Here is a 21,869-nt window from a genome sequence, read left to right on the forward strand (position 1 = left end):
GGTGCCGACGGAATATTTGCATATCTTGTCCCCGCAGGTTATGGAATCGCTGCGGATGAGGCGACAGGCCGATGTCTTTCCTACTGACTTGGCGCGGTTCGGTGTGCCATGTCGATCTCGGCGGCCGATCATCGTATTGTTCAGCGTGCTGTCCGGCCATTACACGATGAGCGTTGAGGAGTTTGGGTGGAGTACCTTATCGTCGCCGCCACCGTGATCACTCTGGTCGTTCTTGTTTCGGTAAGTTTTGACAAACAGACGGCGTGGCGGGTGCTGCCGGTGCTGCTCGCCGCCTTCGTCGTCCGGCTGGTCGTGCACCTCGCGGTGGTGCGGCCCGATGCCGTCGGATACGGCGGTGACCACCTGGGATATGAGGTCATGTCCCTGGAGACCGCCGCGTTCTGGCAGCGCGAAGGCTTGCAGTTCGCCACTTCCGTGCCGGCCGAGCGCTTCGACTCCGTGGCTCTGCCGTGTTATGTCTTCGCCATCGTCATCTATCTGTGCGGCGGTCCGGCCGCGCTCGCGTGTACGGCGGTGGTGGCGTTGATAGCGTGCGCGCTGTGCATCGTCATGTACCGGTTCGCGCGGGTGGTGGGCGCCGACGAACGGGCGGCATTCGTCCTGCTGGCCGTCACCGCCTTTTCTCCCATGTTTGTCCTGTGTACGTCTGACATGTTCAAGGATGGATTCAACGCGTTCCTCGTCGTGAGCTGTCTTTACCTTGCCGTTTCGAACGCGCGACGATTCGACCTACGCAAACCGCTCATGACGCTGTCACTCCTTTGGGCGCTGTGGAACGTGCGTGCGTACATGATGTTCATGTGCGGGGCTCCGGCGCTTCTGGGAGTCATGGGTTCGAGGGGCGCGGCGTTCACTCGCACTCTGGTCGTCTCCGCCGGATTGCTGGTGTCGGGCCTGTTCTTCTTCGGCTACGTCGACGGCGGCGGGGTCATGGAGACGGCACTGGACCAGTTGGAGTTCGCCCAGTCGGAGGTGGCTCGCCGCTCGTACGCCAGCCAAGGTTCGGGCGTGTTGTTCGACGACAGCGGCAGCGCGTGGGGGTCGATGATTCCGAAGCTGCTCTACACGCTGCTGGCCCCCTTCCCTTGGGCCGAGGGCAGCGCGACGCTGCAGCTGGGGAAGATCGAGATGCTGCTCTGGTACTTCATGCTCTACAGCTCGGTGCGCGGGGCGCGCCTGCTATGGCGTCAGGACCGGCGAGTGCTCTTGATCCTGTTGCTCTTCATCGTGCCGAGCACGATCGCCTACGCGACGACGGTGGCCAACGTCGGACTGATCTTCCGGCAGCGCATTCCCATCGTCATGATCACGAGCCTGCTGGCCGCCGTGGCCTGGAGCAGGAGGCGGCCGTCGCCGGACACTGAGGAAGCTGCGCCTCGGCCGCTGACCCACGCTTAGGACTTACCCATCCAGTCCTTCTGGATCCGGGCGAGCCGCTGGTAGAGCTGGATGTGCTGATCGATCAGCACATCCACGTCAAGGTGCTCGCGCGCCCAGGCGCGGGCGGCGCGTCCGAGCGAGGCCGCGAGGTCCGGGTCGTCGAGCACCCGGACGATGCCGTCGACCAAGGCTTCCGCGTCGGACGCGGGGACCAGGATGCCCCGGCCCTCCAGCAGTTCGGGGGTACCGCCTATCGCGGTCGCGACGATCGGCCGCCCGGCGGCCATCGCCTCCATGACCGCGTTGCTCAGGCCTTCCCACAACGAGGGAAGGACCACCACGTCGGCATTGGCCAGGAGCGCGGTGACGTCAGTGCGGTCACCGAGGAACCGGACATCCACCCCCAGCTCGCGGACCAACTCTTCCAGCCGGTGCCGTTCCCGGCCTTCGCCGGCGAGCAGGAACGTGCACGGCCGGCCTCGCCGGACGAGCCGCGACGCGGCATCGAGCAGAACGGTGTGCCCTTTCTGCGGGGCCAGGCGGGCCACGCACAGCACGACAGGGAGTTCGGTGTCGATGCTCGCCGGCTCAGCCCGCTCGAACGCGGAGGCCCGCAGACCGTTGTAGATCACGCTCAGTTTGCGGGCCGGTATCTTGACGACGGTGCGGGCTTCCTCGGCTACGGCGATCGCGTTCGCGACGACGTGATCGGTGATCCGGGTCATCGCTCGTTCGAGAACGAGCACCCGCCGGTGCCGCTGCTCCGGCTCACCCGCGTTGCGCCGACCGGCCACCATGACGGGGACACCGGCCAACCGCGCGGCGGGCGCGCCCAGCATGCGGCCCTCGAAAAGATAGGCGTGCAGCACGTCAGGCTGAATACGCCGCAACGACGTAATGAGCCGGGCGAAACCCCGCAGGCACCGCACCAGGTCAGGTGCTCCCGACGGCTTGCGGCCGAATCCAAGATGATGCACCGTTATTCCGGCGTCCCGGAGCACCGCCTCGTGCGGCCCGCTTTTCGAGATCAGGAACATGTGCACCTCGATGCCCCTGTTGGACAGGCCCTGCGCGAGCAGGGATATCTGCGCCTCGGCGCCCCCTCGCCCCAGGTGGGGGATGAGAAATGCGACCCGGCGGAGAGCGGACCGGTCTCTTTTCCGCATGGCAAAGCCTTTCGTGATGTTTACTCAGCTGCGGACGCGCGGGCCCGGAAGAATCGCATGACCTCGATGACCGCCAGCAGGCCGTAAGCGATCGAGGATGACAGCGCGGCGCCCACCGCCCCCAGGCTGGGGATCAGCAGCAGGTCGAGCGCGATGTTCACGGCGAGTGCTCCGATGGTGATCCCGGACATCGTGAGGGGGCGGTCGAGCCGGATCAGGTACTGCATCGTGAGGCGCACCACGCCGAACGCGGCGACCCCCGGGGCCAGGACGACCAGCGGCAGGACGCTGCCCTCGTACGAGGGACCGAACACCCAGGGGACCAGCAGCGGGGAGGCGGCGGCGATGAGGAACGCGCAGCCCGTCGAACAGAGCAACGAGAGCCGCAGCGCTCGCGCGGTCGCCGCCGCGGACGTGGTCAGGTCACCGCCGGCCTGCTGTGGCAGGACGACCTGAATGACGGCCTCCGCGGGCACCCTGGCTATCGTGGTCACGACTACCGCCACGCTGTAGAGACCCGCCTCGGACGCGGACGCCAGTGTGTTGAGCAGCATGATGTCCGCCACCGAATACAGCAGGAGATACTGGGCGTTGTTCCCGATGTAGTAGCGCCCCGCCAGACTGAGTTGGCGCACGGCGAGTTCCCTGGTGGCGTGGCTGAGGTTCGGGCGCAACGCCCGCAGGTACAACGGGAGCGGCAGGGCTGCGGAAACGGTCCACACGACGATGACCGTGAAGATCGTGAAGTGGCCCAGCACCGCCAGCAGGACCAGGGACACGCAGCTGACCAGGCCGGAAATGAGGATACTGCGGTTGACCAGCTCCACCCTGGCCTGGAGCGTCAGGATGCCCCGCAGGTTGATGATCGCCGCCATGGCGGGCACCGCCGACAGAGCCACCGCCAGGATCAGGGCCGGCCGGTTCGGAAACACCAGCGGTGACACGGCGAAGGCGCCCAGGGCGGCCACCGCTCCCAGCCCCACCCCGAGCAGGAGGCCGTTGGCGGTCAGCGCACGACTGAGAGCGCCGTCCTTCCAGAACGCGATCTGGGAATTGACGATGGTGAAATGCCCAAGAATGACGGACGTGCTGACCAGGCTGACGATCATCGCGTACAGACCCCGGCCCTCCGGCTGGAGGTAGCGGGCGATCAGAATGCTGGTGAATGTGGCCAGCAGCAGGCGGAGCCCCTGGCTCACCACCGTCTGTACGATCTTGGCCGTATTCGAGTTCCCCGAGAAGATCAAGGCCCGAAGGAGCAGAACTCCGGAGGAGGGCCCATCGCCGACGGCGGCGCTCGACGTCACCTCGCGCTGGCTACGCATCGCTCAAGTGATCTTTCTGGGCACAAACGGTTACATGCGCTCGGTACCAGAGTTCGAACTGCAGGAGAGCCCACAACTGAACACTGTGGTCGGCCCCTTCGATGTGCCGCTGGAGCAGTTCCCGGACGGCCCGCGGCCGGAACATGCCCCGGTCGCGGGCGGTGGCATCGGTGAGCAGGTCGAAGGCCAGCTCACGTAGCTCACCCCGGAGCCACGCCGCCAGCGGCACGTCGAATCCCTGCTTGGGAAAGCCCAGGATCTCCTTGGGCAGCCAAGGGGCGACGGCCCGCTTGAGCAGGACCTTCGTCTCGCCGTCGCGTACCTTCAGCGCGATGGGCAGCCCGGCCGCCCATTCCATCAGGTGGTGGTCCAGGAGCGGGGAGCGGGCCTCCAGCGAGTTGGCCATGGTGGAGATGTCCACCTTGACCAGGAGGTCGTCCGGCAGGTAGCTCGCGATGTCGACGTCCAGGATGCGGCCGAGGTCGGTCGCCGCCGATGACCGCTCGAACGCCTCGTCGAGCAGCCGGTGACTGTCCGCCCCCACCAGCAGCTCACGAAGCTGGTCACTGTAGATGGCGAACTTCTGCCGGTGCGTGTACTGGGACATGAGGCGGGCGTAGCGCCGGGCCGGGCGCTCCGCGGCGAACTGCATCAGCCGGGCGAGCCGCCGGGGCAAAGATCCGCCGGCGGTCCGATCCGCGATCAGGTCGCCGAGGCGGCCGCTCGCCATCGCCAGGGCACGAGGCATGACCGGGATCCGCCCGGCCTGGTCCATCCGAACGTAACGCCGATATCCCCCGAAGCTCTCGTCGCCACCATCGCCGTTGAGCACCACGGTGACGTGCTTGCGGCTCAGCTCCGCGACGTAGAACGTGGGGATGGCCGAGGCATCGGCGAACGGCTCATCGAAGTGCCAGGCGATGCGCGGCAGGACGTCCAGCAGGTCGGCGGTGACGACCAGCTCATGATGGTCCGTGCCATATCGCTCCGCCACCATCCGGGCCTTGTGCCGCTCGTCATAATCGCCGTCCTCGAAACCGATGCAGAACGTACGCACCTGTTCGTGGCTCTGCATGGCCATGGCCGCCACCACCGCGGACGAGTCGACCCCGCCGGACAGGAACGCCCCGATGGGGCGCTCACTCACCATGCGGATGCGGGTGGCTTCCAGGAGCAGCTCCCGCAGTCGCTCCTCTTCCGCCTCCTCGTCCAGCACCGGCCGCGGCGAACTGTCCAGCGTCCAGTAGCGGTCCACGGAGACGTTCCCTCGTTCCCAGACCAGCAGCCGGCCGGGCGGAAGTTTGCGCACGTCCTGGTAGATGGACCACGGTGCCGGGACGTACTTGTAGGTCAGATAGTGATCCAAGGCCACCGGATCGACCTCGCGGCGCAGGCGCGGATCCTGCTCCAGGGACTTCAGCTCCGACCCGAACAGCAGCGAAGTGCCGTCCGACCGCCAGTAAAGAGGTTTCTTCCCTACGCGGTCACGGGCGAGGACCAGTCGTTGTCGCGCGCGATCCCAGATGGCGAAGGCGAACATCCCCCTGAGCCGGTGGACCATCTCGGTGCCGTGCTCCTCGTAGAGGTGGACCAGGCACTCGGAATCACCGCTCCCGCGCAGCCGATGCCCTCGTCTGGACAGGTCTCGCCGCAGCTCGGCGAAGTTGTAGATCTCACCGTTGAAGACGGCCACGACCTCGCCGTCCTCGCTGTAGACGGGCTGGTCGCCCGAGGCCAGGTCGATGATCGCCAGTCGTCTCATGCCGAGCGCCGCGTGCTCGTCACTGTGGAACCCGGCGCCGTCCGGACCACGGTGCTCGATCACCTCGCACATGCGGCGCACCAGCGCCGGGTCGGGACGGGTCATCGAGACGATCCCGGCTATCCCGCACATCGGTCCTCCATCAGTTGGCGCAGAAACTGTGTTCGTCGACCGACAGACTGACAAATTCGAGAAACACGTGGACCCGGAAAGTCGTTACGCTTCGCCGAGGTAATCTTTGGGGCGATTTTCCGTTGAGCTGTTCGCCGTCCGGGCCTGATTCGCTGGAAATGGATCCTAGACCACCATGGGCCGCGCACCGTGACATCTCCAACAAGGTGGGCGTGGCTCCACGTGAAGGCTCGGTCATTCTCGCTATCATGGCCCGCAGAACAAATCGGTGGGCTGGCCAAGACCGTCCCGGATTTCTACTCCACACATCTCGATGCCGCCGGCTCGACGCCGAAGGGCAAGAGAATGCAAAAGGCTTCCATTTCTCGCACTGCTAAAGGAGAACCGAACAATGAATCCCATGGCGGGGCAGCGTATCGTCGTGACGGGAGTCGCCGGGTTCATCGGTTCCCACATCGCGAGATCACTGCTCGACGACGGCCACGAGGTCGTCGGAATCGACCATTGCCTGGGCCATCCCCAGGAGATCACCGAGCGGAACCTCCGGCTGAACGAGGCCAGCGACCGCTTCACCCTGATCCGTGGCGACCTCGCCGAGCTACCCCTCGAACCGCACTTCGACGGCGCGGACACGGTCTTCCACATCGCCGCCCGGCCCGGCGTCCGGCCCTCGTGGGGAGCCGAATTCACCAGCTACGCGCGGAGCAACGTCGTCGCCACCCATCTCCTGATGGAGGCGGCCGCCCGTACCGCTGTCCGCCGTGTCGTGGTGTCGTCCTCGTCAAGTGTGTACGGCGGCGCGCCCAACGGACCGGTGACCGAAGAGGACCTCCCCGCCCCGCTCTCGCCCTATGGGGTGACGAAACTCGCCGCGGAGCAGCTGGCTCTCGCTCACGCGCGGCGCGCACGATCCCGGCCGACGGTCGTGGCCCTGCGCTATTTCACGGTCTACGGCCCGAGGCAACGCCGTGACATGCTGATCAGCAAGTTGATCGAATCTGCGCTGACCGGAAAGGCCGTCACGATTCTGGGCGACGGCAAGCAGCGAAGGGACTTCACTTTCATCGCCGACGCCGTACAGGCCAATCTGATGGCCATGACCGCGGACGTCGAAGCGGAGGCCCTGAACATCGGCACCGGAGTCACGACCTCGGTGCTCGACGTGGCCGACCTCGTCGGCACCGTCGTCGGGCGGCCGGTCGTCCTCGAATTCGGGCGCGGACAGGCCGGGGACGTGCGGGACACGCATGCCGATGTCTCCCGGGCGAAAGACGTGATCGGTTATCGGCCCACGATCGATCTGCGCACCGGATTGACGACGCAGTTGGAGTGGACCCTGCAGAACGAGGTCGTCCCCACCTCGGAATAGCCGGCGATCGCCGGATCTCGTGTGTGGACAAGCGAGATCCGGCCCGCCCGTCAAAGCCGGCCGGCCTTCCGCCGGCGCGGTACAGCACCGCCATCGGTGACGACTTCCTCGTAGAGCCGCTCGAACCACTCCGCCGTCTGGCCTATGTCCACCGGATCAGCGCCGTTCCGTATCCCTTCGCGAAGCCGCGCGTGAACGTCGGGCCGCATGGCCCGAAGGATGGCCCCAGCGAGCGCATCGGGGTCTCCAGGCCTGGTCAGGAGGCCGTTCCGGCCGTTGTCGATCAGGTCAGGTACCCCTCCGACGGCCGTGGACACCACCGGCACGCCGGCCGCCAGCGCCTCCATGACCACGACCGGCAGCCCTTCGTGCGCCGAGCTGAGCACGAGCAGATCCGCCGAAGCGATCAGCCGGGCGGCGTCCGGCACATGTCCGAGGAGCCGTACACCGTCCGACTGGAGCTCGGCGACGCGGCGCGCCGTCTCCTCCTGCAAGGGACCGGTGCCGGCCAGCAGAAAGACAGCTCGCGGATCGCGGTCGACCACCTTGGCCGCCGCCTCGATGAGCACGCCGTGCTGCTTCTGCGGACGGAAGTTGCCGACGTGCGCGATGACGAAGGCGGACTCGGAAACGTTCCACTCCTGCCTCGTCCGCGCCGCCTCCCCCGCCCGGCGGCGCTGCTCCGCGACGTTGATGCCGTGGATCCTGGTCGACAGGTTGCGCGCGCCCCTGCTGACGATGGCCCGCGCGACCTGCGGAGAGACGGCCACGGTCCGGTCGTCCAGCCATCCTGTCGCCCGGTCGAGCAGCATCGTCGGCAGGCGGTAGCGGACGTTGTGCACGGTCGAGACCAGCGCGGGCCTCGGCCTGGACAGCCGCGACGTCAGCCGGAGCAGCGACGCGGGCACGGGCGAATGGAGGTTGAGCACGTGCGGGCGCAAGCGTCTGACCTCGACCGCCAGACGGGCGAGGCGGAGCCGCCGCGGCCAGGCGGCGAGACAGATCACCTCTATCTCCGCCAGCCGCAGTCGCTCGATGAGCTCGTCGGTCGCCGCGCTCTGGCAGACGACCGTGTAGCGCACGCCCGTGGGCGGCGCGGCCAGCAGTCGCTCGACGAGCAGCATCTCCGCGCCGCCGACCCCCAGGTCCTTGATGACTTCGCAGACGTGCAGTGTCCTCATGATGCGACCCCAATCGTTGCCACGTGCCTAAAAGGATCACTTTTCTCGAAGGGGTGGACCTGCGTGAGCCGCACGTCCACCCCTGGTCGAAATCGAGAGTCAGGTCAAGCGCGATAGGTCCAACCGGCCGCGCGCCAGCGTTCCGGCCTCAGCGCGTTGCGCCCGTCCAGCACGTTCCGGCTTCGAACCACGTTGCTGAGCAGCGCGGGATCCATGTCCTGGAACTCGGTCCAGTCGGTCAGCAGCATGACGAGGTCGGCCTCCCGCGCGGCCGTGACAATCGTCTCGGCGTACTCGATCTCCGGGTGGACGAGCCATGCGCTGTTCATCGCGACGGGATCGTGCATGGCGACCCGCGCGCCCTCGCGATGGGCGGCGACCGCCACGGCCAGCGCGGGAGAATCCCGGACGTCGTCGGTGTTCGGCTTGAACGCGGCGCCGAGGACGCAGACCCGCTTTCCCTCGTACGTGCCGCCCAGGAGGTCCCGGCCGAGCGTGAGGGCGCGGTCCCGGCGACTCAGATTGATGGCGTCGATCTGCCTGATGAACGTGGCGACCTCGTCCAGGCCGAGCTCCGTCGCGCAGGCGTACAGGGCACGAACGTCCTTGGGCAGGCAGCCGCCACCGAAGCCGAGCCCGGGGCCCAGGAAACGCCGGCCGATTCTGTCGTCGTAGCCGAGCGCCTCGGCCAGCGGCAGCACCGCGGCGCCGGTGGCCTCACATATCTGCGCCACGGAGTTGATGAAGGAGATCTTCATCGCGAGAAACGCGTTGGCCGAAACCTTGACGAGCTCGGCAGTGGCGTAGTCGGTCACCACGAGAGGACAGCCGTCCTCAATGATCGGCTGGTAGACGGCCCGCAGCAGTTGCTCCGCCCACTGCGACTCCACCCCGAAGATGAGCCGATCGGGTTGGAGCGTGTCCTGGACGGCGTGCCCTTCGCGAAGGAACTCCGGATTCCAGGCCACCTCCACCCGGCTGCCGCCGGTGTGGTGGCGGACGACATCGGCCATGCGCCGCGCGGTCCCCACCGGCACCGTGGACTTCCCCACGATGATCGCCGGTCCGGCCACCCGTCGCGCCAACTCGGTGAAGGCCGTCTCGACCCACCGCAGATCCGCGTTGAAGGAGCCGGGCAGCTGCGGTGTGCCCACGCAGACGAAATGGACGTCCGCCTCGGCGACATCGTCGTACTCCGTGGTGAAGCGGAGCCGGCCCGCCTCCACGCTCTTGCGGAGCAACTCACCGAGGCCAGGCTCGAAGAAGGGCAGCTCGCACGCGGACAGCCGCGCGATCTTCTCCTTCTCGATGTCCATGGCGATGACATCGTGGCCGAGCTGGGCCATGCCCACCGCGTGGGCGGTGCCCAGATATCCGGCGCCGATCACACTTATTCGGAGGTGTTCGGAGGGCTCGATCGATTGCGGCTGCAAAAGTTTCTCCCCTGCTCGGTAATCGAAAATGCCGGTGGGGCGATGTCGTATCCGTCCACGTCGCCCGAGTCCGACCAGATCACATTACTTTCTAACTCGGCGACGGCTGTGACGCGGCGGTCAACGGCTGAAGACATGGCAGAGCTTCCGTCAAATCTGGTTATATGCGGTGGACAACCGAGAATGATTTCCCCTGCCGCATCAACGAAAATGCGCAGCACTCCGCTCGTGCGGAGTACTGCGCCATATGGGTGCCGTGCGGTCCGCGTCCTGCGGACGAAATTTCACGCCTCGCCGGCCACAGTCACTGGCCCGTCGGGGGCAGCCGGTAGACGGCGTAATCACCGGCACGGAGCTGAAGGTCGGCGAAGGGGCCGAGGTCGGCGCCGGGACTCATCCGGCTCTCGTCCACGAAGAGCCACCGCACCCCATAGACGTCCCGCAGGCGCCGGACCGCCTCCGCCGAAGGCGCCTGGAACACCACGTCGTTGGCCAGGAGCCGGTCGCGATCCCAGAACGGCCGGGTCTCCACCACCTCACCGGGTCGCCAGTTGTCCATGTTGGTCACCGTGTAGGCCCATCCTTCGACCAGCATCCGCCGCTCGCTCAGCGCGGTCGCCCAGAACTCACGGCTGTCACACGGGTTCTCGAAGCCCGTACGGCAGTGCACGTTCGTCGCGACGAGATCGTCGGCAGCCGAGTGGGCACGCAGCCACCGCCCGGCCGTGAAGGCGCCCTCGGGAATCGCCTCCGGCGACACGGGCGCGTTATGGCCGGCGGCCACCCCGTTCGGATTCTGGGCAGCGGCTACCGGGCTTCTGAACGTACCGGGCATGACCCGGGCGAACCAGGCGGCGGGCGTGCCGGCGGCCGTGACCATGCAGATCACCAGCGCACAGGTACGGAGCCCGCTCTGGCGAGCGGCCCGCAGCACGACGACGGCCAGCAGGACCACACCCAGCAGCGCGACGTACGGCAGGAACAGGATGATCTCGTCCTGGCCCGGATCCAGCGGGATCCTGACGCCGCAGAGCGTCCGGATGGCGTAGACGGCCACCACCCCCACCCCGGCCGCGCACGCCATCGCCCAGAACCGCACGCGCGCCTTCCGCACGATGAGCATGAGCCCGTACACCGCGACCATCGCCAGGTAGGGATAGGACGCCTGGAGGAAATACCCCTGGGACTGATGCGGGTGGCCGAAGACGAGCGCCGCCGCGAGACCGGCCGCGCTCATGCTGAGCACCAGGACCACCACAGGCCGCACGAGCAGGTGCGGCCTGCCTACGAGCCCGAAGATCCCGCACCACGTGATGACCCCGCACAGGACGCACAGCAGGGCGGCGCCGATCGTGACGGCCGGCGAGAACTCGCCCCCGACCTCCAGTCCGGTCATGCTCCGCAACGTCAGGCGCATGATCGACAACGGATCGATCAGGAGCCCCTGCCGCGCGCCGCCGAACAGCACGCACTGCGCGAAGAGCAGGCACGCCGCGGTGAGTCCGAGCGCGGCGAGCGGTCGCCGGGGCAGGGCGAACCACTTGACCGCCTCGACCAGCACGACCGCCGCGAGCCCCGCCATGAGCAGCGGCAGATAGATGGCCTTGGCCCCCATGACCGCCACGAGCATGATCCCCAGGAGCACCCACCTGCCCCGTGGCTGTGGCTTGTGACCGAGAAGATCGATGAGGAGCAGGACGATCGGGGCGAAGAACAGGGCGCCGAAGGTCTGGGTCGGGCTCGACCATGACTGCACGGTCTTCCAGGTGAGCAGTCCGCTGGCCTCGCCCAGATACAGGCTCGGCGCCGCGATGAGCAGCGTGCTCGCGAGGCCGGCCAGCGCTCCCATGTTCGAGTGCGTGATGCGACGGCCGATCATCCCGAGGATGACGACGAGGGCGGCGAGCATGGGCAGGATGGCGAGGCGGAAGAGCAGGACCAGTGGTTCCACCCCGGTGACCCAGCTGGCCGCCGCGACATGCGCGTAGACGAACCAGTGGTAGACGAGGGATTCGCCGGCGACCGTCGGCACCATGGGCGGCATGTGGTTCTTCAGCTCACCGGCCAGGGCCAGGTGAAAGGGCATGTCGATGAACGACGTCCCGATCGCCGGCCAGGTGAGGGCCTGGGTTCTGAAGACGTTGACGGCGGACCACACGATCAGATACATCATGATCAGCGCGGTGCACCAGGACCACCACAGCGGCGTCCTGTCCGCGTCGGGGGCGCCCCTCCAATGCCTGCGCAGCCGAGGAACGGCGAGGAAGAGCACATAGGTGCTGATCGGCCAGGCCAGCACCAGCAGCGGCACCCCGAGCGCGCGAGCCGGTATGTAGGTGAGGACTTCCAGCGCGTAGCCGAGCGTCACGCCGAGCGCGAGCCCCTCCGTCAGCGTGGGCGTACCCCGGTACAGCACTCGGACCCACAGCAGGCCCGGCAGCGCGACACCCAGGGCGATGTAGAGGCTGAAGACGGCCAGGTCCGCGGCGGAGACGCCGTAGAACCCCAGCGCGACCCCGACGCAGGCGACCACGGCCGTCGCCGGAAGCCAGGTCGCGCAGCGCCTCAGTAGTGAGGTGGGCTTCCCCCCGGGCGGTGGTCCGGCTACGCCGGGCTCCGACGTGGGTGCGGAGGAGTGCAGCGCGGAGTGCAGAAAGGGCGGAGCTTCGGCCATGCACGCAAGCTTGACCACACCGGCGCCCCGGACAGGTGCGAACGCCCCAGCACGGCGATGTTCTTGCCTGCCCTTTGTGGGTTTTTGTAGAAATGACCCGGCCCGAGGCTCATCAGCCTCGGACCGGGTCATTTCCATGATGACGGCGCGCTAACTCGCTGCGGCGTCGAACAGCACATCGACCCAGTAATTGGTGACCTGATAGGTATTGTTGGGGAACGTGGTCGGCGTCCCGTACTTGTACACCCCGTTGCTTCCCGCCACCTCGGTACCGGCCGGTGCGTAGAGCGGACCGCGGCCATATCCCGTCGTGAAGAACGGCCTGGTTGTCGAGTAATTTCCCTGGGGCATGTGATAGGCGATCACATACGTGGTGTTCGCGGTGAGCGGGACCGGTGTCGCGAAGTTCGCCTGCTGCCACCCGGATGCCGTCTCGTTGGCGAACGTCGCGCTGGCCAGCAGTTGACCGCCGGCCGTCCACAGAGTCCCGGTGTGGAGTCCCGTGTTCTGCGGAGACTTGTAGAACCGGACCCCGGTGGCGACCCCGTCCGAGGTGGGACTGAACTTCGTCCCGACGACGACCGCCTTGGTGTCGCCGCTGGAATCGAGCGCCGGTACGGCCGTCTCGTCCCACAGCGTGCTCGACGGCGAGAACACCACGTCCACCCAGTAGTTCGTGGCCTGGTAGGTACTCGTGGGAAAGACGGGCGTCGCGCTGTACGAATAGACCCCGTTGCCTGGGGTGACGGCGCTGTTCGCCAGTCCGATGAGCAGCCCCGACGAATACTGCTGATTGAAATACGGGCGGGTCACCGAATACCTCCCGGACGGCGCGTAATACGAGGCGACATAGGTGGTGTTGGCGCTCACCGCGACGGACGTGGAGAAGTTCACCTGCTGCCAGCCGCTCGCCGTTTCACTGGTGAACGTCGCTCTGGCCAGAAGCTGACCCGTGGAGGTCCAGAGACTACCCGTGTGCGTTCCCGTGTTGAGCGCCCCTTTGTAAAATCTGATGCCGGTTATGTGACCCGGACTGGTGGGCTGGAATTTCACGCCCACCTCCGTCCCGGAGGGATCATTCTGCGAAGCGGTGGCGGGCGTCGCGGACGGCGGCCACGTGGTGCAGGGACATGGCGTGGTCACGGTGACGGGCCGCTGGGTCGGCGTCGTCTGGAGATTCCCGCTGTCGTCGACCGCCCGCGCCAAAATCGTCACCGGCCCGGCCGCGCCGGTCGTCCAGCTGAACTGCCAGTCCGCGAGTCCCTTCGCCTGGAACCACCGGTTGCCGCCGTCCGGGGAGACTTCGACGCCCCCCAGCTGTCCGCCCCCGAGGTCGACCGCCGTCCCCCGGATGGAGACCGTGGTGTTGCTCGGCACAGTGGCGCCGATGGACGGGCTCGTGATCGTTGTCGTCGGAGGGGAGGTGTCCGGTGACGCGGTCGCCGGAACCAGGCCCGCCTGCAGGCTCGCCGGCTGCAGCCTCATGTCGGCGAAGAGATTGACGGTCGCCTGCTGCATCCGGATGTCCGTAGGCGTACCAGGCCGGTAGTGAACGGCGTCGAGCCCCCACGCCCACTGCACGGTGCCCGCGCCGAAGACGCGCGCACCGCTCGAATGCCGGTAGAGGATCAGATTGTGGGTCGCGACCCCGGCGCCGTATCCGCCGCCGAAGTTGAGCAGGATCTTGTCCATCCGGCCCATCGTCATGCTGGAGAACTTCACCGAGCCCGCGGGGGTCGTCAGGTTGTCAGGCGCCGAGTCCCATTCATAGCCCAGCGTTCCAGCTGGGAAGATCGCCGTCTGCCCGGGCAGGAGATTCGCCACGGACGTGTTGCGCCACAGCCGCAGGCTCCGGTAGGACGCGGGAACGGCTACCGAGTCGGCGACGGTGCCGTTGACCGCGAACATCGTGCCGGTCACGGCGTTCTCCGGCCGGCCGCCGTTCGACGGCGGCGAGAAACGCGGGTCACGCCAGGTGCCGGTCCATTGCGGACTGGGGTCGATCTTGGCGTTCGCCAGCGTCTCCTTGTAGCAGACCATGGTCCGGAACGGCGTGGCCGCGCCGTCGATGCTCGGCTCCCACCTGGTCTTCCAGAACATCTCGTTGCCCGAGAAGAACATCAGGTTGACGGCGCTGGCGCGGGCGGCCTCGATGTTGTTCCGCATGTCCTCGGACCAGTACTCGTCATGGCCGCTCGACAGGAACGCTCGATGCTCGAGCAGCTCCGCCCCCGACCTGGCGGTGTCGACGTTCGTGGCGTAGCTCACGTCATAGGCGTTGGCCTCAAGCCATCTGATCATCGGGTATTCGGAGTTGTAGAAGAAGGACTCCGCCGCGCCGCTGACTTCGGCGCTCCGGTTGTTGAACGGCCGGTTGTAGCTGACCTTGAAGGCACGTCCCGCCGGGCTGCCGGTGTACAGGCTGTTTCCGCCGTAGTTGTTGTACGCCGTCCACGTCGCGTCAGAGGTCTGCACCAGGAGGTCCGCGCCACGCGTGTCATCTCGGACGACGAAGGTGATCTGGCTCTCACCGGGCGTGCCGTCTTCGCGTACCAGCTTCCCGATGTACACGCCGGAGACGGCGGTGCTCGGCACCGCCCAGGACGCGGACACCGCCCAATTGCCGCAGTCGACCAGTCCGGTGACATCATCGCTGTCGCACGTGGGCTGCACCTGAGGCAGCGCGGCGGACGGTTGCACGGTGGCGATCAGTCGCGCTCCCATGCCGCTGTAGTAGCCGATGCGATAGATGTCCATCCGGTAGTCGGTGGCGTCCGTGTCCACCTTGAAATCTACGGTCGTCCCTTTGTTGATGCTGATATCCGTCGCATATCCCTGAATAGTGGGGCTGCCCGCCCCCACCACGTCCCACTCGGTCGGCGGATTGCCGGGAAGGGCGTTCTCCACGCAGATGACCGAGGTCGGCGGGCAGGGATCCGCCGCCCTCACGGCATGCCGCCTCCCGGGCCGGCCCGGTGGGCGGACGTGGGTGGCCTTGATCGCTGCCAAGCCCTTGCGCGCGGCCTCGCTGATGCGAGGGACCGCGGGTGCGGACTGCGCCGTCGCGCCCTGGTCCGGGTAGGAGATGACATGCGCGGTGACCACACCGTTCTCGCCGACCGGCACCCGGGCGGCGCCGAGGATGCCCAGCGCGGCCACAATGCCCGCACCCACTACAAGTGGCGGGCTGCGAAATGTCCGCTGCCACAAACCGGTCTTTTTCTCACTGCCGGGCATGATGCACCCCCTGGATTCAGCCGTCACGGGGGGTCATGAGCAAATGAATACAACGATGCCGGGCTCTTTCGTTAGTCGGGTTCGGGCAGGGCGATTTCCCAGCAGGAAGGACGCTGATATTGATTCTCCGCTAACACCTCATTCGCCGCAGAGATCGGCATATCTCCGGAGAACGCGAGCCATCACCCATTGGCCCGGACAAGGAACCGGCAAGAAACAACCGCGAGCAGAGGGCCCGGCCCGATCGACGCCATCGCCGCATCAAGCTTGCGGCCATGGACAAGATCTCGCCTGTCAACGGTTCCGCGCTGAGCGGGCTGAGCATCGTGGAGACAACTCGGCACGCACGAGGCGCCCGGCGCCCGGCCCGCTGGTGGCCCGCACTGTCAGGCCGGCTCGCGGCCGCCTTCGTGACGGCTTTCACCGCTGCCGTACTGGTGCGCTATGGAGTGTCCGGCACGGACATGGCGCTGTTCGCCATCTACGTCGTCCTGGGGCTGGCGCTGCCCGGTGTCCTGGTGATCAGGGCCCTGTACCGCGCTCCGCGCACAGCGGCAGAGGAGATCGCCCTGGGCCTGGCGTTCGGTTACGCCGTGGAGATCCTGGTCTACATAGGCGCGCGCGCCGTCGGAATGCCGCTGCTCGTCGTGGCGTGGCCGTTGACCACGTACGCGCTCTTCCTCGCGGTCCCCTCCCTGCGCAGGCACTGGCGGGCCGGATCCCGCCCGGCGACTCCCCTGTGGTGGTCCTGGGCCCTCGCCCTCGTCATCGCCCTCCTGACCGGCTGCAGCGCGCTCAAGTTCTTCGGCACCCACCCCATCACCTGGCCCGGTCTCGGGGCGTCGGCTCCCGATATGCCGTTCCATCTGGCGTTGATCGGCGAGTTGAAGCATCATGTGCCGCCCTCGGTGCCGATGGTCGTGGGTGAGCCTCTGGCGTACCACTGGTTCGTCTACGCGCATCTCGCGGCGGCCAGCTGGCTGTCCGGAGTGGAACCTCTTGTCCTGCTGTACCGCCTGGGGATGCTGCCCATGCTGGCCGCGTTCGTCGTCCTGGCCGGCATGACCGGGCGCCGCGTCACGGGCTCGTGGATCGGCGGGGCCGTCGCTCTCGTGGGCACGATCTTCGTGGGCGCCCCGAGCCTGTACCTGGGCACGAACGGGGTGTTCACCTGGGGAGGAGTGCCGGACACCGCGTATATCAGCCCGACGCAGACGCTGGGCGCCCTGCTGTTCGCTCCCCTCGTCCTCATCCTCGTGGACCTTCTCGAGCGCCGGGGGCGCGACACCGGCACCTGGCTGCTGGCCGGGCTCTTCCTGGTGGTGCTGACCGGCGCCAAAGCCACCTATCTGCCGCTGCTCGGCGCCGGACTGCTGCTCGTGGCCGCGGTCGACGTGATGAGGCGGCGCCGGCCGGCCACACCCGTACTCATCCTGCTGGGAATGACCGTGGCATGCGTGTTCTTCGCGCAGTTCGTCCTGTTCGGCCGGGAGCGGCAAGGGCTGGTCACGGACCCGCTGTCCTTCACGCGCGGCACCTGGAGCAAGCTCACCGGCCTGACCACGCCCTCGCCGGGCTCGACGCTGGCCATCACCCTGGTGTACCTGCTCTGCTGGGCCGTGACCTGGTCCGGCATCCTCGGGCTGCTGAGCAGGCCGAAGCTGCTCATGCGGCCACGGGTGAGCCTCATGCTCGGCATGGGCGCGGCCGGGCTCGGCGCGGTGCTGCTGCTCGGGCACCCGGGCCAGAGCCAGCTCTTCTTCTTCTGGGGGGCCTACCCCTATCTGGCGGCCGTCGCGGCCTATGGGATCCTCATGCTCCTGCGGCGGGCACGGGTGTCGCCCAAGGCGGTGGTGTGCTCGACCGTCGCGGGGCTCGTCGCCGCGTACCTGATCCCCCTCCTCTGTGGCGTCAAGATTCCGCTGGGCTCCGGCCAGGCGGACGGGATCCTGTACCGGCCGTACCTCACCCTGGTGGCCCTGACCGTGCTGGCGGGCCTCCTCCTGGCTTTCCTGAAGGGACGCGCCCACGCCTGCGCCCTCGTGCTCGTCGCGTTCGCGGCCATCGGCCTGCCCGCGTACTGGCACGCACGCGTCCTTTCCGCCATCGACAACGTCACCGGGGAGGATCCCAACCCGGTGGTCAGACCGGTGGAGAACCGGGTGATCCCCCAAGGGACCCTGGCCGCCGGACGGTGGCTGCGCGACCATTCCGAGCCGGACGACCTGGTGGCCACGAACACGCACTGCCGCCTGGGGTACGAGAATCCGTGCGACACCCGATACCCGTGGGTGGCCGCATTGTCGGAACGGCACGTGCTGGTCGAAGGCTGGGCCTACACGGCCACGAACCTGAGCCACTGGCGTCCGGGACTGCTGCCGGAGGGCCTGCCGTTCTGGGACACCGAACTGATCAAGCTGAACGACACGGCCTTCGAGTCGCCGAGCCGGACCGCCATGTGGCAGCTGCGTGAGCGCTACGGGGTGCGCTGGCTCTTCGTCGACGAGCTCCGGGCGAATCCCAGCCCGCGGATCGGCGATTTCGCGCAATTCCAGTTCCGGTCCGGCGATTACGCCGTCTATCGGCTGACGGACGGCTCGATCTGAGGTGGTGAGGTAAGGCTTGCGTAATGCCTCATCCAGCCACACGGCACCATGCGTGTCGGCCGCCCCGGGCCGTTGTTCACTGCGTTCGTGAACGCAACCGGCCTGACGGCGATCCCCTTCAACGTGCCGCACATCTCGGAGAACGAGCTCGACTACCTGGCGGAGGCCGTACTCCGGCGGTTCACCCGCGGGGACGGGCCCTTCACCGAGCGGGCCACCCGTCTCCTCAGGGAGATCACCGGAGCCCGCCGGGCGCTGCTGACCACCTCGTGCACACACGCGCTGGAGATGTCGGCGCTCCTGCTCGACCTGCGGCCCGGCGACGAGGTGATCATGCCGTCGTTCACCTTCATGTCGACGGCCAACGCCTACGCGCTGCGCGGGGCCGTCCCGGTGTTCGCCGACTGCCGGCCGGACACGCTGAACCTGGATGAACGGCTGCTCGAAGCCGCGATCACCGACCGCACCCGGGCCGTCGTGGTCGTCCACTACGCGGGTGTCGGGTGCGCGATGGACGAGATCGGCGAACTCGCCCGACGGCACGGCCTCGCGGTCATCGAGGACAACGCCCATGGACTGGGCGGGTTCTATCAGGACCGTCCGCTCGGGTCGTTCGGCTGCATGACCGCCCAGAGCTTCCACGAGACGAAGAACGTGCAGTGCGGAGAGGGCGGCGCGCTGCTCCTGAACGACGCCGGCCTCGTCGAGCGCGCGGAGATCGTCAGGGAGAAGGGCACCGACCGGAGCCGGTTCTTCCGCGGCCAGGTGGACAAGTACCGGTGGGTCGACATCGGGTCCAGCTACCTGCCCTCGGACGTGCTCGCCGCGCAGCTCACCTCGCAACTGGAATCGTTCGACAAGATCCAGTTCCGGCGTCAGTCCGCGTGGCACAGGTACCACGAGGAACTGGCGGACTGGGCCGCGGAGAACGGGGTCGCCCAGCCGACGATCCCGGACGGATGCACACATCCGGCGCACCTGTACTACCTGCTGCTCCCCGACCTGGCGAACCGCCAGGCCTTCATCGGCCATCTCGCCGACCGTGGCGCGCAGGCGGCCTTCCACTACCAGCCGCTCCACGATTCACCCGCGGGCCTGCGGTACGGGCGGACGGCCCCGGGTGGCTGCCCGGTCACGGAGGAGGTCGCCGACCGGCTCGTACGGCTGCCGCTGTTCGCCGACCTGGACGACGCCGGCCTGTCACGCGTGATCGACGCGGTCCGCACCTACGAGGTGAGCTGATGGCCTGGCAGGACGTGATCGAGTCGGAAGCCGTGGAGCCGCGGAAGTCTCCGCTCGAGTCCGCGCGGTTCGGCTACTCGGTGGAGCGACTCGCCGTCTCCGCCGAATCCGACTCGTCGCTCTCCGCGGTCCGCGAGGCCGTCGTACGATCCGCCGCGGACGTGATCGTCCTTCGCTACCCCGCCGAGTACATCGGCTGGTACGCCCAGCTGACCACTCCAGGCCGGACGGCCATCTTCGCGGACTCCCTGGTGTACTGGCGGCTGCGCGCCGGAGCGGGCCGGGCGCCCGAGGCGTCGCCGGAGCTGCGCGCGGCGGAGCTGACCGGAAGCACCGCGATCGAGGATCTGGTGTCCGACATCTTCCTCGCGTACGGAAACCACTACCTGGCCAATCCCCTGTTCGACGCCGCCGACGCGATCGCCGGCTACCAGGAATGGGCGCTGCGGTCGGCCGCCGAAGGCGGCTGCCTGGCGCTGCTGGATAAGCGCGCGGCCGGGACGGAACCGCCCGTCCTCGCGCTGGCCACCCTGGAAGAGGATGCGGCCCGGACGGAGATCCTGCTCGCCGGCGTGGTCTCCGAGCACCAGGGCCGCGGCCTGTACGCTCACCTGCTCAAGGCGGTCGAGGACCGCACGCTGGCGCGCGGCGCGGGCGAGGTCGTCATCTCCACCCAGGGACACAACACCCGGGTGCAGCGGGCATGGGCCCGATACGGGTTCGAGCCCGTACGGACGATGCTCACTGTTCATCTGGTCCGGAGCGCGCTCCTGCCTGGGCAGGCACGCTAGAACCGCCGGGACGCGCGTCGGCGGCGGCGCCCGGTTCGACGCGCTCCCGCACGACGTAGGTCGGCCGGCCCATGCCGCTGCCATGAATGCGGCCGATGTACTCCCCGAGGACACCGATGGAGATGAGCTGCGCGGAGGAGAAGAGCGCGACCATCGAGGCGATGGTCGTGAAGCCCGCCACCGTGGTCTCCCCCGTGGCGAACCGCCACAGCACGACCCCGCCCAGCAGCAGGCCGACGACGCCGACGAGAAATCCGAGATAGCTCGCCGCCCGCAGGGGCGCCGTGCTGTAGCCGAGCAGCATGTTCACCGCGTGCCGGATCAGCAGCCGCGCCGAGTAGTTGGAGCGCCCGTGATCGCGTTCGTTCATGCGCACGCTGACCGACCCCACCTGGGAGGTGGCCCACGACAAAGCCACGTCGACCGAGGCGTGCGGCCCCGACAGCTCTTCGAACCCGTCGCGCAGCCGCGTACGAAAGGCGCGGAAGGCGCTGATCGCCCGGGCGGAGCGGATGCCCAGCGCGCTGGACATCCCGGCCTTCACCGATCGGGAGGCGAAGCTCCGCAGAACCCCGTGCTCCTCGCGGTAGGAGACGCCGTAGACCAGGTCGAGACGGTCGCCCTCAAGTGCGGCCAGCAGGAGCGGAATCTGCTCCGGCGGATGCTGCAGGTCGTCATCCATCGTCACGACGACCTCGAAGGCCGCCTCCCTGATGCCGGCGATCAGCGCGTTGTGCTGGCCGTAGTTGCGGGAGAGGTGGATCGCTCGTACGGCCTCGTGCCGACGGGCCAGCCCGGCGGCCGTCGCCCAGGTGTCGTCCGGGCTGCCGTCGACGACGAGGATCACCTCGTGACGGACGGAGGCCTCGCTCATGGTCGACAGGATCCTGGCCACCAGCGCTGGAAGAGTGCGCGCGGATCGGTAACACGGAATTACCACCGACACCGACATTGATCCCCCGATCATCCAGTGTGAGCCGGTTACAATCATGCTGCCCCCACCACGCGACGATCTGGAGTGCGGGCGACATGGTTGACGTGAAGAGCCACGCCAAAAGCGACAAGAAACCGCATTTCTGGTGGCGGGCTCTGATCTCCACTTTTGCTGGAAACCGCATCACATACCTAATGGCCGGCGCCATGACGGCAGTTGTCTATTACTGTCTCCTTGGCCTAGCATTGCTGGCCGCCGAGGATGCCGTGCCCTATCTTGTCCTGGTCGTGACCAGCCACTTCGTGACCGTGGTGATCGTGTACCCGTGGTATCGGCTGGTGGTGTTCCGGACCTCCGGCGATTCCTGGTTGCGGGGATACCTGCGATTCTATGTGGTCGGCCTGAGCTTCCTCGGGGCGTCCCTCATCAGCCTGCCGATCCTCGTGAGCGTCGCCGGAATTCCCATCATGATCGCACAGGGGCTGATAATAGTCATAAGTCCACCCCTGAGCTATCTAATACACCGAACATGGACTTTTCGCGATCGCGGAACCATCTAGTCTCGGCAACGTGCCGGGTTTTCTTCGACAAGAGCGCGGAACCACGAAGTTCCCCT

General features: G+C 67.4%; 14 protein-coding genes. 6 read left to right on the plus strand and 8 right to left on the minus strand.

Going from position 1 to position 21,869, the window contains the following annotated elements; genetic code table 11:
* Positions 1–213: 213 nt before the first annotated feature.
* A complete protein-coding gene (locus tag KME78_RS35535) occupies positions 214–1,419 on the plus strand; it encodes a hypothetical protein (RefSeq protein ID WP_219533817.1) in 1,206 nt (401 codons plus the stop codon).
* Here the strand turns inward: KME78_RS35535 and KME78_RS35540 are convergent.
* From KME78_RS35540 to asnB, 3 genes are read right to left on the minus strand one after another with little or no spacing between them, the layout of a single operon-like run.
* Positions 1,416–2,567 carry a glycosyltransferase gene (locus KME78_RS35540; protein WP_219533818.1) on the minus strand — a complete coding sequence of 384 codons (1,152 nt, stop codon included), beginning with the start codon at positions 2,565–2,567 and terminating at the stop codon, positions 1,416–1,418. The genes KME78_RS35535 and KME78_RS35540 overlap by 4 nt on opposite strands.
* Positions 2,568–2,587: 20 nt before the next feature.
* Positions 2,588–3,892, minus strand: a complete 1,305-nt coding sequence (locus KME78_RS35545; RefSeq protein ID WP_219533819.1) for an MATE family efflux transporter — start codon at positions 3,890–3,892, stop codon at positions 2,588–2,590.
* Entirely contained in the window at positions 3,885–5,786 is a 1,902-nt protein-coding gene (gene asnB, locus KME78_RS35550) for an asparagine synthase (glutamine-hydrolyzing) (protein WP_219533820.1), read from the minus strand. Before asnB ends, KME78_RS35545 begins: the two co-directional genes overlap by 8 nt.
* 400 nt (positions 5,787–6,186) lie before the next feature.
* Here asnB and KME78_RS35555 point away from each other — a divergent pair, with 400 nt between their 5' ends.
* On the plus strand, positions 6,187–7,155 hold the full coding sequence (locus KME78_RS35555) for an NAD-dependent epimerase/dehydratase family protein (protein WP_219533821.1): 969 nt from the start codon (positions 6,187–6,189) through the stop codon (positions 7,153–7,155).
* A gap of 50 nt (positions 7,156–7,205) precedes the next feature.
* On the opposite strand, the gene KME78_RS35560 is transcribed toward KME78_RS35555, so the two are convergent.
* The 4 genes from KME78_RS35560 to KME78_RS35575 all read right to left on the minus strand — a co-directional run bounded on the left by KME78_RS35560 (position 7,206) and on the right by KME78_RS35575 (position 15,602).
* The gene (locus KME78_RS35560; protein WP_219533822.1) at positions 7,206–8,336 is read right to left on the minus strand and encodes a glycosyltransferase; all 1,131 of its coding nucleotides are present in this window, start codon (positions 8,334–8,336) and stop codon (positions 7,206–7,208) included.
* 104 nt (positions 8,337–8,440) lie between these two features.
* The gene (locus KME78_RS35565) at positions 8,441–9,769 is read right to left on the minus strand and encodes a UDP-glucose dehydrogenase family protein (RefSeq protein WP_281428944.1); all 1,329 of its coding nucleotides are present in this window, start codon (positions 9,767–9,769) and stop codon (positions 8,441–8,443) included.
* Between the two features lie 304 nt (positions 9,770–10,073).
* A complete protein-coding gene (locus tag KME78_RS35570) occupies positions 10,074–12,443 on the minus strand; it encodes a hypothetical protein (RefSeq protein WP_219533823.1) in 2,370 nt (789 codons plus the stop codon).
* A gap of 150 nt (positions 12,444–12,593) precedes the next feature.
* The gene (locus KME78_RS35575; RefSeq protein ID WP_308127256.1) at positions 12,594–15,602 is read right to left on the minus strand and encodes a DUF4082 domain-containing protein; all 3,009 of its coding nucleotides are present in this window, start codon (positions 15,600–15,602) and stop codon (positions 12,594–12,596) included.
* 353 nt (positions 15,603–15,955) lie between these two features.
* Here KME78_RS35575 and KME78_RS35580 point away from each other — a divergent pair, with 353 nt between their 5' ends.
* The 3 genes from KME78_RS35580 to KME78_RS35590 all read left to right on the plus strand — a co-directional run bounded on the left by KME78_RS35580 (position 15,956) and on the right by KME78_RS35590 (position 20,319).
* Entirely contained in the window at positions 15,956–18,286 is a 2,331-nt protein-coding gene (locus KME78_RS35580; RefSeq protein ID WP_219533825.1) for a hypothetical protein, read from the plus strand.
* 87 nt (positions 18,287–18,373) lie between these two features.
* Entirely contained in the window at positions 18,374–19,528 is a 1,155-nt protein-coding gene (gene rffA, locus KME78_RS35585) for a dTDP-4-amino-4,6-dideoxygalactose transaminase (RefSeq protein ID WP_308127257.1), read from the plus strand.
* Positions 19,528–20,319 (plus strand): GNAT family N-acetyltransferase, encoded by a 792-nt coding sequence (locus tag KME78_RS35590; protein ID WP_219533827.1) that lies wholly within the window; start codon positions 19,528–19,530, stop codon positions 20,317–20,319. The genes rffA and KME78_RS35590 overlap by 1 nt, the downstream gene beginning before the upstream one ends.
* Here the strand turns inward: KME78_RS35590 and KME78_RS35595 are convergent.
* Positions 20,270–21,310 (minus strand): glycosyltransferase family 2 protein, encoded by a 1,041-nt coding sequence (locus tag KME78_RS35595; RefSeq protein ID WP_308127258.1) that lies wholly within the window; start codon positions 21,308–21,310, stop codon positions 20,270–20,272. The two genes, KME78_RS35590 and KME78_RS35595, sit on opposite strands and share 50 nt — an antisense overlap.
* Positions 21,311–21,348: 38 nt before the next feature.
* Here KME78_RS35595 and KME78_RS35600 point away from each other — a divergent pair, with 38 nt between their 5' ends.
* Positions 21,349–21,813 carry a GtrA family protein gene (locus KME78_RS35600; protein WP_219533828.1) on the plus strand — a complete coding sequence of 155 codons (465 nt, stop codon included), beginning with the start codon at positions 21,349–21,351 and terminating at the stop codon, positions 21,811–21,813.
* The last annotated feature ends 56 nt before the right edge of the window (positions 21,814–21,869 follow it).

This window comes from Nonomuraea guangzhouensis, from assembly GCF_019396345.1.
Classification (GTDB): domain Bacteria; phylum Actinomycetota; class Actinomycetes; order Streptosporangiales; family Streptosporangiaceae; genus Nonomuraea; species Nonomuraea guangzhouensis.

Coding starts and splice junctions, on each gene's coding strand:
- KME78_RS35560 (WP_219533822.1), bottom strand. CDS start 8,336: ATGAGGACACTGCACGTCTGCGAAGTCATCAAGGACCTGGGGGTCGGC.
- KME78_RS35540 (WP_219533818.1), bottom strand. CDS start 2,567: ATGCGGAAAAGAGACCGGTCCGCTCTCCGCCGGGTCGCATTTCTCATC.
- KME78_RS35595 (WP_308127258.1), bottom strand. CDS start 21,310: ATGATTGTAACCGGCTCACACTGGATGATCGGGGGATCAATGTCGGTG.
- KME78_RS35580 (WP_219533825.1), top strand. CDS start 15,956: ATGGACAAGATCTCGCCTGTCAACGGTTCCGCGCTGAGCGGGCTGAGC.
- KME78_RS35555 (WP_219533821.1), top strand. CDS start 6,187: ATGGCGGGGCAGCGTATCGTCGTGACGGGAGTCGCCGGGTTCATCGGT.
- asnB (WP_219533820.1), bottom strand. CDS start 5,786: ATGTGCGGGATAGCCGGGATCGTCTCGATGACCCGTCCCGACCCGGCG.
- KME78_RS35600 (WP_219533828.1), top strand. CDS start 21,349: ATGGTTGACGTGAAGAGCCACGCCAAAAGCGACAAGAAACCGCATTTC.
- KME78_RS35590 (WP_219533827.1), top strand. CDS start 19,528: ATGGCCTGGCAGGACGTGATCGAGTCGGAAGCCGTGGAGCCGCGGAAG.
- KME78_RS35570 (WP_219533823.1), bottom strand. CDS start 12,443: ATGGCCGAAGCTCCGCCCTTTCTGCACTCCGCGCTGCACTCCTCCGCA.
- KME78_RS35545 (WP_219533819.1), bottom strand. CDS start 3,892: ATGCGTAGCCAGCGCGAGGTGACGTCGAGCGCCGCCGTCGGCGATGGG.